Source organism: Micromonospora sp. L31, from assembly GCF_052068075.1.
Classification (GTDB): domain Bacteria; phylum Actinomycetota; class Actinomycetes; order Mycobacteriales; family Micromonosporaceae; genus Micromonospora; species Micromonospora purpureochromogenes.
The window spans coordinates 293706-308158 of record NZ_JBQHDC010000005.1 but is presented as its reverse complement, the minus strand read 5'-3'; the positions used below and the strand labels follow the sequence as shown (position 1 = coordinate 308158).

Genomic DNA, 14453 nt, shown 5'->3' with positions numbered 1-14453 from the left:
TTCAGCGTCGGATTCCGGTGGTGAGCAGGTGGACCGCGGCGACCACGTCGGCCGGGTCGACCCCGGCGGTGAGGCAGGGGTGGCCGGGCACCGGGCAGCGGGTGGCCCGGCTGTCCCGGCAGGGCGCGGCGGCGTCGCCGAGGCGGACCAGCGGCACCCGGTAGGGCGCCCACTGGCCGAAGGAGACGGTGGGGGCGAAGAGGCTGACGACGGGTACGCCGACGGCGGCGGCGAGATGGGCGGGGCCGGTGTTGCCGACCACCACGCAGCTCGCCCCGGCGAGGACTCCGGCCAGCTCCGCCAGCCCGGTACGCCCGCCGAGGTCGGTGCCGCCGGCGGCGGCCACCCGGGAGGTCAGCACGGTCTCGACCGGCCCCCCGGTGACCACTACCCGATAGCCGCTCGCGGTAAGCCTGCGCACGATCTCCACCCACCGCTCCGGCGGGCAGGCCCGGGCCGGCACGGACGCTCCGGGGTGCACCACCACGTACGGGCCGTCGGGTGGCGCGGCGGGGGGCGCCTCGACGCGCAGCGTCGGCTCGTCGCCGACGGGCAGGCCGAAGCCGGCGGCGGCGGCGAGGGAGAGGGCCCGCTCCGGTTCCGGCACGCCGACCGGCACCTTGTGCCGTACGTCCAGCAGGGAGCCGGGGTAGTCGTCGCTGATCGCGCTGATCCGGCCCACCCCGGCCATCCGCAGCAGCAGCGCGAGGGGGAGGGCCGACTGGTGGAAGGAGGTGAAGACGACCGCCTCGTCGGCGCCGACGGCGGTGAGCCGGGCGGTCAGCGCGCGGATGTCGTCGGGGTCGACGGGGGCGGGGTCGCCGTCGATCCAGGGCAGCGGCCATTCGACGATCTCGTCCACGCCGGGGAGCAGGTCGGCGGCGGCCCGGCCCCGGGGACCGCAGAGCAGCACCACCCGCCGCGCCCCGGCGGCGACGGCCCGGATCGCCGGGCCGGTGACCAGCACGTCGCCGGCGGAGTCGCTGCGTACCACGAGGACGGTGCCGGCGCGGCGCGGCGCGGTGGGCCGGACGGCGGCCTGCCGGCGCAGGATCTCGTCGACGGCCGCGGGCAGGTCGTGGGCGACGTGCGGGGCGGCGGCGACCTCCTCGGGCCGGGTGACCGGGGTGGGCACCAGGACGCCGGTCGCGCCGGCGGCGAGCGCGGCGGCCATGTCCCGCCCGATGTCGCCGACCATGACGCAGCGCCCGGGGGAGGTGCCGAGCGCGGCGGCGGCCGCGTGGACCATCCCCGGCGCGGGCTTGCGGCAGCCGCAGCCGTCGCCGTCGTCGTGCGGGCAGATCTGCCAGTCGTCGAACGGGCCGAGGAGCTCCTCGATCCGGGCGTGCACCGCCCGCATCTGGTCGGTGGTGAAGAGCGCCTTCGCCAGGCCGGACTGGTTGGTGACCACGCCCAGACGCAGGCCGGCGGCGCGCAGCCGGTCCAGCGCCTCGCGCGCGCCGGGCAGCGGGCGCACCTTCTCCGGGTCGCCGTTGTACGGCACGTCCTCGATCAGCGTGCCGTCCCGGTCGAGGAGCACCGCGTCGAAGAGGCCGTGCGTGATCGCCGCGCCCCCGTTCATGGCAGACCAGTTGCCCTGGGCAGGAGAAGTAAACATCAACTCTGTGCTCCGGTGAGATCACCGTCCGCACCGGAGGGTCGGTGTCGCCACCAGCCGCGTACCCAGTGGGCGACGGCGACCGGCGGGATGAGCGCGCTGGTCAGCAGCATGGTGGACACCTCGTCGCGGGTGCGCGGCCCGGGCGCGATCCGCACCGCGGCGAACTCGGCGGTGCCCGCCGCCCAGCCCAGCGCGCCGGCGGCGGCGACCGCGCCGAGCATCCGGCGCGGCGCGCCGTCGCGGGGCAGCACGGCCCGCAGCGCGGCGGCGGTCACCGCCAGCGCCGCAGCGGCGGCGGTCGCGACGTGCCGGGGCCGCCGGCCGGGCGGCAACCCCAGCTCGGCGCGCCAGTCCGGGCCGTAGAGCCGGCGCAGCAGCGCGTCGTCGGCGTTGCCGCGCTGCACCCGCAGGCTCACCCAGCGGTCCTCGGGGCGGACCGGGTGGGTGACGACGCGTCGGCCCCGGACCAGCTCCCACCCGGCGCGCCGGACCCGGTGGGCCAGCTCGGCGTCCTCCCGGTAGGCGCGGGGGAAGCGTTCGTCGAAGCCGTCGACCGCCGCCAGCGCGGCCCGCCGGTACGCCATGTCCGCTGTGATCCACTCGCCCTCGGCCAGGCCGGCGGTGCTCCGCTCCCAGTCGGTGGGGCGCCGGTCGCCCGGCAGCGGCACCGCCACCACCCCCTGCACCCCGCCGACCCGGTCGCCGACCGCCAGGTCGGCGAGCAGCCGCCGGGCCCAGTCCGGTGCCGGCACCACGTCGTCGTCGAGGAAGACCACCCAGGGCCGGCGGGCCACCCGCCAGCCGACGTTGCGCGCCGCCGCCGGGCCCGCGCCGCGACCGGTCACCACCTTGGCGTACGCGGACAGCCCCCCCGGCACCGCCAGCTCGCCCGCGGCGTCGCGCCGGTCGTCGACCAGCAGGATCTCCACGTCGGGCAGCTCGGCGAGCTGCGGGGCGAGGGCGTCGAGCAACGTGCCGAGGCTGGACCGGCCGAGGGTCGGCACCACGATGCTGATCACCGGCCACCGCCGAGCGCGCCGCGGCGCACCGCGAACGGGCCGAGGGCCAGCAGCTCCACCGGGGCGGAGCCGAACAGCTCCATCGCCTCGCGCGGGGTGTCCACCATGGGCCGGCCGGCGGTGTTCAGCGACGTGTTCACCACCACCGGCAGCCCGGTGAGTCGTTCGAACTCGGCCAGCAGCTCGGCGACGAGGGGTTCGGTGTCGGTGTGCACGGTCTGCACCCGGGCGGTGCCGTCGACGTGGGTGACCGCCGGGATGCGATCGCGCCACTCCGGCTTCACCCGGTGCACGAAGAGCATGTACCGGCTGGGGAAGACCCCGTCGAAGATGTCGGCGAAGCGTTCGGCGCGGACCATCGGCGCGATCGGGCGGAACTGCTCCCGCCCCTTGACGTCGTTCATCCGGGCGGTGGTCGCCGGGTCGCCGGGGTGGGCCAGCAGCGAGCGGTGGCCGAGGGCGCGCGGGCCGTACTCGCTGCGCCCCTGGTACCAGGCGACGATGCCGTTGTCGGCGAGCACCCGGGCCGCCTCGGCGGCGATCGAGCCCGGCCGGAAGTAGGGCAGCGCCGCCCGGCGCAGCTCCGCCTCCAGTTCCTCGTCCGACCAGCCGCGGCCGAGGTCCGCCCCGCTCATCGGCGTCGCCCGGTCGCCGAGGGAGCCGGCGACGTGCAGGGCGGCGCCCAGCGCGGTGCCGGAGTCGCCGGCCGCCGGCTGCACCCAGACGTCCCGGTACGGCCCCTCGGCCGCCAGCCGGGCGTTCGCGACGCAGTTCAGCGCCACCCCGCCGGCCATCGCCAGGGTCGGGGCGCCGCCCGAGGCGTCGTACAGCCAACGGGCCAGGTCGAGGACGACCTCCTCCAGCCGGGCCTGCACGCTGGCGGCCAGGTCGGCGTGGTCCTCGGTCAGCTCGGCGCCCGGCTCGGCGGCCTTGGCCAGGCTCGCCCAGTCGATCCGGTCGACGTGGAAGCCGCCGGCGTCGGTGACCCGGACCAGCTCGCGCAGCAGCCCGAGGTGCTTCGGCCGGCCGTACGAGGCCAGCGCCATCACCTTGTACTCGTCGCTGGAGTGCAGGAAGCCCAGGTGGCGGGTGAGGTCCTCGTAGAGCAGGCCGAGCGAGTGCGGCAGCTCCTGCGAGTACAGCGGGCTCAGGTCGCCGTCGCGGTAGACGCCGGCCAGGTGGCTGGCCACCTCGCCGCGGCCGTCGAGCACCAGGACGGCGGTGTCGTCGCCGGCCGGCGGGGCGGCCAGCCCGGCCGAGGCGGCGTGCGCCACGTGGTGCGGGACGAAGCGGACCTTCTCCGGATCGAGGCCGGGCAGGGCGGCGGCGAGGAACTGCGGGGCCCGCCGGGCGTAGTCGACGCGCAGCCAGTCCCACGGGTCGGCCAGGCCGAGGTCGGCGGCGTCGCGGCACAGGCCGGGGTCGAAGGAGTAGGCCACCGCGTCGAGGCTGTCGACGTCGACGCCGGCGCTGGACAGGCACCAGGCGGCGGAGAGTTCGGGCAGTTCCCAGGCGGAGAACGGGACCGGTCGCTTGCCGTGCTTGCGGCGGCTGAACCGTTCCTCTTCGGCGGCGGCCACCACCTGTCCGTCGACCACCAGGGCGGCGGCCGGATCATGGAAGATCGCATTGATACCGAGGACGCGCATGCCAAGGTCCGTACCCTCGCCTTCTCCTCCTAACCTGTAGATCATCGACTTCTCCCGCCGGCCACGAATCTCCAGGTTGGAGATTCGTGGCCGCCGCGAGTCCCACCGGAGGGGTCAGACGCCGCCGCGCAGCATCCCCGGCCCGAACACCTCGTACGCGATCCGCTCCACCGGTACGCCCCGGCGCAGCAGCCCGGTCCGGACCTCGTTCATGAACGGCAGTGGCCCGCAGAGGTGCACGTGCGCGTCGGGGGAGAGCGGGATCAGCTCGGGGTCGATCCGGCCGCTGGCCACCTCGGCGGTCAGCGCCGCCCGGTCGTCGCCGTCGGTGGTCTCCTCGTACCAGAGCTTGAGCCGCAGGTTGGGCAGCCGGGCGTGCAGCCGGGGCAGTTCGTCGCGGTGGGCGTGCGCGGCCCCGTCCCGGTCGGCGTGCACCAGCACCACCGGCCGCTCGGGCGCGGTGGCGGCCAGGTGCTCCAGCGCGGACATCGCCGGGGTCAGCCCGATGCCGGCGCTGACCAGCAGCAGCGGCCCGTCGCCGGCCACCGCGCTGACCTCGCCGAAGGGCGGGCTGAGCCGGAGCGTGTCGCCGGGGGCGGTCCGCTCGTGCAGGACGGTGGAGACCAGGCCGTCCGGCGCGCCGCCGACGCCGCGTACCCGCTTGACCGTGATCCGCCAGTGGTCGGCGCCGGGACGGCCGGAGAGGCTGTACTGCCGGATCTGCTGGCCGAGCCCGCCGTCGAGGTCGACGGCGACCGAGACGTACTGCCCGGGGACGAAGCCGGGGACCGGGCCGCCGTCGGCCGGCACGAGGGTCAGCGAGATGACGTCGGGTGGCCTCCGGCACCACCCCGGTGACCCGCCAGTCGCGCCAGACCGCGCCGCCCCCGGCCACGCCGGCCGTCGTGTAGAGGCGGGCCTCCCGGGCGATGAGTTCGCAGGCCATCAGCCAGTACACCTCGTCCCAGGCCGCGGCGACCTCCGGCGTGACGGCCGCGCCCAGCACCTCGCCGATGGCGGCCATCAGGTGCCGGCCGACGACCGTGTACTGGTCGGGGGTGATACCCAGCGAGGCGTGCTTGTGCGCGATCCGGTCCAGGATCGCGTCCCACGCCGGCCCACCGGTGCCGGTGAGGTGCTCGGCGTACGCGACGACGGAGGCGGCCAGCGCGGCCTTCTGCTGGCCCGTCGCCTGGTTGCCCCGGTTGAACAGGTTGAGCAGCTCCGGGTGGGCGGCGAACATCCGCGGATAGAACCGGCCGGTGATCTCCTCCCCGTGTGCCCGTACGACGGGCAGGGTCGCGATCACCACGGCCTTGGACGATTCCGAGAGCACGGTGCTCCTCCTTCTGCGTTGCCTACGCGAGCACTTAAACAGGAATCTGATGCCTCTTCAGGGCCGAAAGTCCCAGGTCCGGTGTTGCCGGCGTCACTGTCTCCCGGCCCCTGTCCGGGCCGGGACGCGCTGGCTAGGGTCGGTCCGTGAAGCTCAACCGGTCCACCGACATGGCGCTGCGGATCGCCATGCTGACCGCGCCGGCGTCGACCCGGACCACCGTCGACGAACTGGCCGAGCGGCTGGACCTGCCCCGCAGCCACGTCGCCAAGGTGGTGCAGCGGCTGCAACGGCTCGGTGTGCTGGTCACCATCCGCGGGCGCTCCGGCGGCGTGGCCTTCGCCGAGGGCGCGGAGGAGCTGACCGTCGGCCAGGTGGTGCGGGCCTTCGAGGGCGAGGGCGAGGTCGTCGCCTGCGAGGAGTCCGGCTGCGCGCTGCGGGCCGACTGCCGGCTCCGCATCCAACTGCGCCGCGCCCAGGCCGCCTTCCTCGCCGTCCTCGACGACGTCCGCCTCGGCGACCTCGCCGGCAGTCCCGCCGCTCCCGTCCTGCTCACGCTCACCGCACGCCCGGGTACCCCCTGAGGAGTTCCGCTGGTCACCGCCCGGCGCCTCCCCGCTGCCGGCCGGGTAGCTGCCGGATTTGCGTGGGCTGCCCCGGTGGGGCGGGCGTGGGGCGGCGGTGCGGTGGCGGACGGGCGGTAGCCTGCCGGACGAGCGACCCACGTCGAGCGGAGCGCCGATGTCCAACTCCCGGGTGTCCCACCCGTTGTTCGCCCGGTTGTTCGCCCGGGCGAGCGTGGCCCTGGACCGGGCTGGCGCGGCCGAGCACCGGCGTCGACTGGTCGCCGGCCTGCGCGGGCGGGTGGTCGAGGTGGGCGCCGGCAACGGCCGGATGTTCGCGCACTACCCGCCCGAGGTGGACGCCGTGCTCGCGGTGGAGCCCGAGCCCTGGCTGCGCGCCGCCGCCCGCGGCGCCGCCGAGCACGCGCCGGTGCCGGTGACGGTCACCGACGGGCTGGCCGAGGCGCTGCCGGTCGCCGACGCCAGCGCCGACGCCGTGGTGATGTCGCTGGTGCTCTGCTCGGTCCCCGACCAGGCCGTCGCGCTGCGGGAGGCGTACCGGGTGCTGCGTCCCGGCGGGTGGTTGCGCTTCTACGAGCACGTCGCCGCGGGCACCCCCGGGCTGCGCCGGACGCAGCGGGTGGTCGACGCGACCTGCTGGCCGCTGCTCTGCGGCGGCTGCCACACCGGACGGGACACGGTGTCGGCGATCGTCGCGGCGGGCTTCAGCGTGGTCCGGCTGGACCGGTTCCGCTTCCCGCCCGGGCGGTTGCCGGCACCGGCGTCGCCGCACGTGCTCGGCGCCGCGATCCGGCCCTGAGGCGTCGTCGGGCGGCCCGTACCCGGGAACACCCCGGCGGGGACCGGCGTTGCTGCCGGGAGACCGACGACGCGCGCCCCGTTCGCGATGGCTCCAGCGGGGCTGCGCGGTTGTGTCGGGGCGTGCGGCTAGGCTCGCTGCGGCGCGCCGCGCGTGGAGATCGAGTCAGGGTGGATCAAGACGGTGAGCGGCACCACACCGCCGAGACCTGGGAGTACGACCAGTTGACCGCACAGCCTGAGACCCTCTACGGGGCCGACGACCTCACCCACCTCGAGGGCCTGGACGCCGTCCGCAAGCGTCCCGGCATGTACATCGGCTCCACCGACAGCCGTGGCGTGGGTCACCTCGTCAACGAGATCCTCGACAACTCCACCGACGAGGGTGTCGCGGGTCACGCCAGGAAGGTCGAGGTGACGCTGCACGCCGACGGTTCGGTGCAGGTCGATGACGACGGCCGCGGCATCCCCACCGACGTGCACGCCAAGTCCGGCATCTCCGGGGTCGAGCTGGTGCTCACCCGGCTGCACGCCGGTGGCAAGTTCGGCGGCTCCGGCTACAAGACCTCCGGCGGCCTGCACGGCGTCGGCGCCTCGGCGGTCAACGCGCTCTCCCGCCGCTTCGACGTCACCGTCCGGCGCGGCGGCAAGGTGCACGCCATGTCGTTCCGGCACGGCGTGCCGGGGATCTTCGACGGCGACGGCCCGGACGCCCCGTTCACCGCCGGTCCCGGCCTCCAGATCGTCGGGGCGATGAAGCGCGGCCAGCGCACCGGCACCTCGATCCGCTACTGGCACGACGCCCGCTACTTCGAGACTGGCGCGACGCTCGACGTCGACGCCGTCCGGATGAAGCTGCGCAACACCGCCTTCCTGGTGCCCGGGGTCGACTACCGGCTGCGCGACGAGACCGGTGAGCAGCCCGCCGAGGAGCGCTTCCACTTCCCCAACGGCCTCACCGACATGGTCGAGTTCCTGGCCCCGGCCGGCGACCGGCCGGTCTCCGGCACCCTGCTGGTCACCGGCGAGGGCACCTACCGGGAGAACGCCGCCGACGCCAACGGCGTGATGCAGTCCAACGTGCAGCGCCGCGCCGAGGTCGAGGTGGCCCTCCGCTGGGGCACCGGCTACGAGCGCACCGTGGAGTGCTTCACCAACACCATCCGCAACGCCCACGGCGGCACCCACCGCAAGGGCTTCGAGCGGGCGCTGGCGCGCACCCTCGCCGACGCCGTACGCAACACGCGGGGCCTGCTCAAGGCCAAGGAGGAGCCGCCCACCCTGGACGACGTCCTGGAGGGGATGACGGCCGTGGTGCACGTGCGCATCCCGGAGCCACAGTTCACCTCACAGACCAAGGACGAGCTCTCCACCGCCGGCATCACCAAGGTGATGCAGTCCCTGATCGAGCAGCACCTGAAGGCCTGGCTGGAGGACCGACGCACCAAGGCCGACGCGCGCACGGTGCTCCAGAAGATCGTCGACGCGGCGCGGGTCCGGCTCACCCAGAAGCAGCAGAAGGACGCGGCCCGGCGCAAGACCGCCCTGGAGGGCGCGTCGATGCCGGCCAAGCTGGTCGACTGCCGCGCGGCCGGCATCGACCGCAGCGAGCTGTTCATCGTCGAGGGGGACAGCGCCCTGGGCACCGGCCGGCTCGCCCGGTCGGCGGAGTATCAGGCGCTGCTGCCGATCCGCGGCAAGATCCTCAACGTCCAGAAGGCGAACCTCCAGCAGGTGCTGGACAACGCCGAGTGCGCCGCGATCGTGCAGGTGCTCGGCGCCGGCTCGGGGCGTACCTTCGACCTGTCGGCCCTGCGGTACGGCCGGGTCCTGATCATGGCGGACGCCGACGTGGACGGCGCGCACATCCGTACCCTGCTCATCACGCTCTTCGCCCGCTACATGCGGCCGCTGATCGAGGCCGGTCGGCTCTTCGCCGCGATGCCGCCCCTGCACAAGATCACCACCAAGGGGCGCAACCCGCAGACCATCTACACCTACACCCAGGCCGAGATGGAGGCGACGGTCCGCAAGCTGGAGAAGGCCGGCAAGCAGATCGTCACCCCGATCCCGCGCTTCAAGGGCCTCGGCGAGATGGACGCCGACGAGCTGTGGGAGACCACGATGAACCCCGCCACCCGGGCGGTCCGCCGGATCACCCTCGACGACGTCGACGCCGCCGAGCGGATCCTCGAACTGCTGATGGGGGAGAAGGTCGAGCCGCGCCGCAACTGGCTGATCGACTCCTCCGACCGGGTCGACCGGGAAGCGATCGACGCATGAGCACCGGGTCCGTTCGAGGGGAGAGCTGACGATGGCACGCCGCAAGGAAGACCGCGCCAAGGTGGACCTGTCCGCCTTCGACCAGGCCGGCGCGCGGGTCTTCGACAACCCGCTGGTCACCGAGGTCTCCGACTCCTACCTGGAGTACGCCTTCTCGGTCATCCACTCCCGCGCCCTGCCCGACGCGCGCGACGGGCTCAAGCCGGTGCACCGGCGCATCCTCTGGTCCATGCACGAGGCCGGCCACCGGCCGGACCGGGGGCACGTCAAGTCCGCCCGGGTCGTCGGCGACGTGATGGGCAAGTACCACCCGCACGGCGACACCGCGATCTACGACGCGATGGTCCGGCTGGCCCAGGACTTCTCGCTGAACGCGCCGCTGATCGACGGGCACGGCAACTTCGGCTCCCCGGACGACGGCCCCGCCGCCGCGCGCTACACCGAGGCCCGGCTCTCCCGCGAGGCGATGCTGCTCGTCGGCGAGCTGGGCGAGGACACCGTCGACGTCGAGCCCAACTACGACGGCTCGCTGACCCAGCCCACCGTGCTGCCGGCCGCCTTCCCCAACCTGCTGGTCAACGGCGCGTCCGGGATCGCGGTCGGGATGGCGACCAACATGATCCCGCACAACCTCGGCGAGGTGGTCTCCGCCGCCCGCTGGCTGATCAACCACCCGGACGCCGACCTCGACAAGCTGATGGAGTTCGTTCCCGGCCCCGACCTGCCCACCGGCGGTCTGCTGCTCGGCCTGGACGAGGTGCGTCGGGCGTACGAGAGCGGACGCGGCGTGGTGCGGATGCGCGGCAAGGTGGAGATTGGCCCCCTCGAGGGCAGCCGGGGCCGGCAGGCGATCACCGTCGTCGAGCTGCCGTACGGCGTCGGCGCCGAGAAGGTCATCGCGGCGATCACCAACGAGGTCACCAAGACCAAGCGGCTGACCGGCATCGCCGACGTCAAGGACCTCACCGACCGGGAGAGCGGCACCCGCCTGGTCATCGAGTGCAAGGTCGGCGTCAACCCGCAGGCGCTGCTGGCCGACCTCTACCGGCTCACCCCGCTGGAGCAGTCGTTCGGCGTCAACAACCTGGTGCTGGTCGACGGCCAGCCGCGCACGCTCGGGCTGAAGGCGCTGCTGGAGGTCTTCCTGGCCCACCGCTACGAGGTCGTCACCCGGCGCAGCGCGTACCGCAGGCGCAAGCGCGAGGAGCGGCTGCACCTGGTCGACGGCCTGCTGATCGCCCTGCTCGACATCGACAAGGTGGTCAGGCTGATCCGGGCCAGCGACGATGCCCAGGCGGCCAAGGACGGCCTGATGCAGAAGTTCAAGCTCTCCGAGATCCAGGCCACCTACATTCTGGACACTCCGCTGCGCCGGTTGACCAAGTACGACCGGATCGAGCTGGAGGCCGAGCAGGAGAAGCTGCGCGGGGAGATCGCCGAGCTGTCCAAGATCCTCGACGACGACAAGGTGCTGAAGAAGGTCGTCTCCGACGAGCTGTCGGCGGTGGTGAAGCAGTTCGGCGCGCCGCGGCGTACCACCCTGGTCGACGGCGACCTCAAGGAGGTGCTGGCGGCGTCGGTGCCGGCCGGCCCGCTGGAGGTGGCCGACGACCCCTGCCAGGTGATCCTCTCCGCGACCGGGCTGGTGGCCCGCACCGCGGCCGAGTCGGAGGAGGCCGCCGAGGGGCGCCGGCGCAACGGCCGGGTCAAGCACGACACGGTACGCGCCGTCGTGCACACCACCGCCCGGGGCCGGGTGCTCCTGGTGACCAGCGCCGGCCGGGCGTTCAAGATCGACGTGCTGCCGCTGCCGGTGCTGCCGGAGCAGGCCGGCACGGTCTCGCTGCGCGGCGGCATGTCGGCCGCCGAGCTGGTGCCGCTGGAGGCCGGCGAGACGGTGGTCGGGCTGGCCCCGCTCGGGGCGGCTGCGCAGGGGTCGCCGGGCCTGGCGCTCGGCACCCGGCAGGGCGTGGTCAAGGTCTGCGCGCCGGAGTGGCCGGTCCGCTCGGACGAGTTCGAGGTGATCGGCCTGCGCGAGGGGGACGAGGTGGTCGGGGCGACCTGGCTCACCGACGGCCAGGAGGCGCTGACCTTCATCACCTCGGAGGCGTCGCTGCTGCGTTTCGCCGCCACGCTGGTCCGCCCGCAGGGGCTCAAGGGTGGCGGCATGGCCGGGGTCAACGTGCCCGACGGGGCGCGGGTGGTCTGGTTCGGGGCGGTCCGCACGGACGACCCCGGGCACGGGGAGCCGATGGTGGTGACCTCCACCGGCGCGACGGTCAAGGTGACGCCGTTCGGGGCGTACCCGGCGAAGGGGAGGGCGACCGGCGGCGTGCGCGCCCAGCGTTTCCTCAAGGGCGAGACGGACCTGGTGGTCGCCTGGGTCGGCGCCCGGCCGGTCGGCGCGACCGCCACCGGCGACCCGGTGGAGCTGCCCCCCGCCGACCCGCGCCGCGACGGCAGCGGCTTCGCCGTCATGCTCGGCCCCACGGTCCTCGGCCACCTCATCGAGCGCTGACCCGCACGCGCAAGGGGCCCGGAGGCTGACGCCCCCGGGCCCCTTCCGCATCCCCCGCATCCCCCGCGCCGCCGCTGTCCCCGCGTCGATCATGAAGTTGTCGCCCTGCCCACCGGCGTGTCGCGACAACAACTTCGTGATCACCGAGCCGAGAGGGGGGCGGTGGTGCCGGGACCGGGTGGGGTGGGGTGGGGTGGGTCAGGCTACGCCGGTGGGGCGGAACTGGACGCTGACGCGGGGGCCGACCGGACGGGCGGTCTTGGGGATGGCGTGCTCCCAGGTGCGCTGGCAGGAGCCGCCCATCACCACCAGGTCGCCGTGCCCGAGCGGGAAGCGCAGGCTGGCGCCGCCGCCGCGCGGGCGCAGCAGCAGCGGCCGGGGCGAGCCGAACGAGACGATGGCGACCATGGTGTCGGTGTGCGCCGACCGGCCCTGGGTGTCGCCGTGCCAGGCGACGCTGTCCCGGCCGTCGCGGTAGAGGCACATGCCGGCGGTGACGAAGGGCTCGCCCAGCTCGGCGGCGTAGTGCCGGGTCAGCGCCTCGCGGGCCTCGGTCAGCACCGGGTGCGGCAGCGGGCGGCCGCCCGCGTACCAGCAGAGCAGACGGGGGACGTCGACCTCGGCGTCGTACATGGTGCGGCGCTCGGCGCGCCAGGGCACCTCGGTCAGCAGGGTGTCGAGCACCGCGTCGGAGCCGCGCACCCAGCCGGGGAGGTGGTCGACCCAGGCGCCCCGGGTGAGCACGTGCCGGCGCAGCGCGCCCGGCAGCGGCCCGAGCGACGGACCGGCGTCGGCGAGGTCGAGCATCGACGGCTGGTAGGCGGCCTGCGTCATGCCGCCACCATATCAGCGGTTTAGTACAGGCGTACGATCGCCGCGCTGGACCAGGTCGAGCAGCGCGTCGGCGACCCGGGCCCGGCCGCGCCCGTCGACGGTGGCCCAGGCCCGTGCGGCGAGCGCGGCCCGCCGCCGGGGGGAGCCGAGCAGGCCGGTCAGGGTCCGCGCGGCCGCCGCCCGGGCCGCCCGCCCGGCCACCCCGGCCCCGGCCAGCTCCGGCAGCTCGCCCAGGCCGGCGACTAGCCCGTGGTCCACCACCCGGCGGTACGACTCGCGCTGGTTGTCCACCACGCAGACCAGCGCCGACGGCGCCCCGAGGCAGCACAGTTCCCAGGTGGACGTGCCGGCGGCGCTGACCACCAGGTCCGCCGCCCCGATCAGGGCGGGCAGCTCGTCGGTGGGCGGGACCGGACGCAGCGACTGGCCCCGGCCGGGGGTCAGCGCCTCCAGTTCCGCCTCGACGTCGGGGCGGCCCACCACCACGGTCAGCTCCATCGGGTGCCCGGTGGCGAGCAGCACCCGGGTCAGCACCGGGGCGGCGCCGAGCGCGTCGGTTCCGCCGAAGAAGGCGAGCACCCGGGGCCGGTCCACCGGCGCGGCCTGGCTCGGGGCGGCCGGCCGGGCGCCGATCACCGAGTCGCGCAGCAGCGCGTACCGGGTGCCGGCCAGCAGCCGCCCGGCGGGCGCGTCGGTCCGGGCGCCGAAGTTCTGGTCCAGGTAGAGGTCGGCGTCCTGCCCCCGGGTGTCGCCGTCGACCACCGCCAGGGTGACCACGCCCGCCGCGCGCAGCGCCCCGGCGCCGGCCGGGTCCAGCTCGTACGAGTCGAGCACCATCGCGTCCAGCCGGTGCCGGTGGGCCGCCTCGACCAGCCCGGCCGGGGTGTCCGGGCCCCGGTGCGCCGGGATGCCCCGGGCCGCCAGCTGCGCCTGCGCCCAGCCGATCCGCTCGACGGTGCCGAACAGCTCCACCCGGGCCCCCCGGGCCAGGAACTCCTCGCCGAGGGCCAGGCAGCGGACCAGGTGCCCGACGCCGCGCCGGGGCCCGGCGTCGCAGCGCAGCCCGATCCGTGGCGGGTTCAGGACTCCTCCAGGCGCTTCTGGCGTACGTCGGCGTTGAGGGCGCGCAGGGCGGGCTGGCCGTCCAGCCAGTCGGCGAGCTTGGCCAGCGGCACGCTGACGTCGCCGAAGTGGTCGGTGACCGCGCGCACCAGCGCCCAGTCCTGCTCGGTGTCGAGGGTGAGCCGCAGCGCCGACCGGTCCGGGGTGAGGGTCACCCCGAGCACCCGGAACAGCTCCGGGTGGGTGTACGCGTACGAGGTGACGTGCACCCGGTGGTGGTCGGTGGCGAGCCGGTCCAGGGTGCGCAGCGCGTCCGCCCGGATGATCTCGACGTCCAGCCCGCGCGGCAGCGTACGGGCGATCGAGGTGCTGGCGTAGTCGAGCCCGGGCACCGCCCGGTACACCGACGCCACCAGCGCGATGATCTCCGGGTCGAGCAGCGGGCAGTCGGCGGTGAACCGCATGACCGCGTCACCGGGGTAAGTGTCCAGGGCGCCGACGAAGCGACCCAGCACGTCGTCGACCGGGCCCCGGTGGCACGGCACGCCCAGCCGGTCGCACTCGGCCGCCACCGCGTCGTCGACAGCGTCGGTGCTGGTCGCCACGACCAGGTCGGCGAGTACGCCGCTGTCCCGGGCGGCCCGGACCACCCGGCCGAGCACGCTGCGCCCGGCCAGCGGGCGCAGCACCTTGCCGGGCAGCCGGGACGAGCCCATCCGCGCCTGCACGATCCCCACGATTCGGGGCAC

General features: G+C 74.8%; 10 protein-coding genes and 1 pseudogene. 4 read left to right on the top strand and 7 right to left on the bottom strand.

From position 1 onward, the window contains the following. Position 1: 1 nt before the first annotated feature. The 4 genes and pseudogenes from ACTMS9_RS16705 to ACTMS9_RS16690 form a co-directional block, all read right to left on the bottom strand. Complete coding sequence (locus ACTMS9_RS16705; RefSeq protein WP_441165390.1) at positions 2 to 1618, bottom strand: HAD-IIIA family hydrolase; 1617 nt, start codon at positions 1616 to 1618, stop codon at positions 2 to 4. Next, positions 1618 to 2640: a glycosyltransferase family 2 protein gene (locus ACTMS9_RS16700; protein WP_441165389.1), complete on the bottom strand. Its 1023-nt coding sequence runs from the start codon at positions 2638 to 2640 to the stop codon at positions 1618 to 1620. The genes ACTMS9_RS16705 and ACTMS9_RS16700 overlap by 1 nt, the downstream gene beginning before the upstream one ends. Then, the gene (locus ACTMS9_RS16695) at positions 2637 to 4289 is read right to left on the bottom strand and encodes a carbamoyltransferase family protein (RefSeq protein WP_441165388.1); all 1653 of its coding nucleotides are present in this window, start codon (positions 4287 to 4289) and stop codon (positions 2637 to 2639) included. Before ACTMS9_RS16695 ends, ACTMS9_RS16700 begins: the two co-directional genes overlap by 4 nt. A 114-nt stretch (positions 4290 to 4403) precedes the next feature. Continuing rightward, positions 4404 to 5625: pseudogene (locus tag ACTMS9_RS16690) on the bottom strand (globin domain-containing protein). Between the two features lie 146 nt (positions 5626 to 5771). Between ACTMS9_RS16690 and ACTMS9_RS16685 the strand changes: the two are divergent. From ACTMS9_RS16685 to ACTMS9_RS16670, 4 genes are all read left to right on the top strand, one after another. Then, positions 5772 to 6209, top strand: a complete 438-nt coding sequence (locus ACTMS9_RS16685) for an RrF2 family transcriptional regulator (RefSeq protein WP_441165387.1) — start codon at positions 5772 to 5774, stop codon at positions 6207 to 6209. A 157-nt stretch (positions 6210 to 6366) separates the two neighbouring features. After that, on the top strand, positions 6367 to 7008 hold the full coding sequence (locus ACTMS9_RS16680) for a class I SAM-dependent methyltransferase (RefSeq protein ID WP_441147934.1): 642 nt from the start codon (positions 6367 to 6369) through the stop codon (positions 7006 to 7008). Positions 7009 to 7178: 170 nt separating this feature from the next. Further along, positions 7179 to 9290, top strand: coding sequence for a DNA gyrase/topoisomerase IV subunit B (locus ACTMS9_RS16675; protein WP_441165386.1), 2112 nt, complete (start codon positions 7179 to 7181; stop codon positions 9288 to 9290). Between the two features lie 31 nt (positions 9291 to 9321). Beyond that, on the top strand, positions 9322 to 11808 hold the full coding sequence (locus tag ACTMS9_RS16670; RefSeq protein ID WP_441147936.1) for a DNA gyrase/topoisomerase IV subunit A: 2487 nt from the start codon (positions 9322 to 9324) through the stop codon (positions 11806 to 11808). 198 nt (positions 11809 to 12006) lie between these two features. Here ACTMS9_RS16670 and ACTMS9_RS16665 read toward each other — a convergent pair whose 3' ends face one another. Genes ACTMS9_RS16665 through ACTMS9_RS16655 form a run of 3 tightly spaced genes read right to left on the bottom strand, consistent with a single transcriptional unit; the run spans position 12007 to position 14453 of the window. Continuing rightward, on the bottom strand, positions 12007 to 12642 hold the full coding sequence (locus ACTMS9_RS16665) for an alpha-ketoglutarate-dependent dioxygenase AlkB (RefSeq protein WP_441165385.1): 636 nt from the start codon (positions 12640 to 12642) through the stop codon (positions 12007 to 12009). Between the two features lie 12 nt (positions 12643 to 12654). After that, the gene (locus tag ACTMS9_RS16660) at positions 12655 to 13725 is read right to left on the bottom strand and encodes a PseG/SpsG family protein (RefSeq protein WP_441148126.1); all 1071 of its coding nucleotides are present in this window, start codon (positions 13723 to 13725) and stop codon (positions 12655 to 12657) included. Continuing rightward, positions 13722 to 14453 (bottom strand): cytidylyltransferase domain-containing protein, encoded by a 732-nt coding sequence (locus tag ACTMS9_RS16655; protein ID WP_441165474.1) that lies wholly within the window; start codon positions 14451 to 14453, stop codon positions 13722 to 13724. The genes ACTMS9_RS16660 and ACTMS9_RS16655 overlap by 4 nt, the downstream gene beginning before the upstream one ends.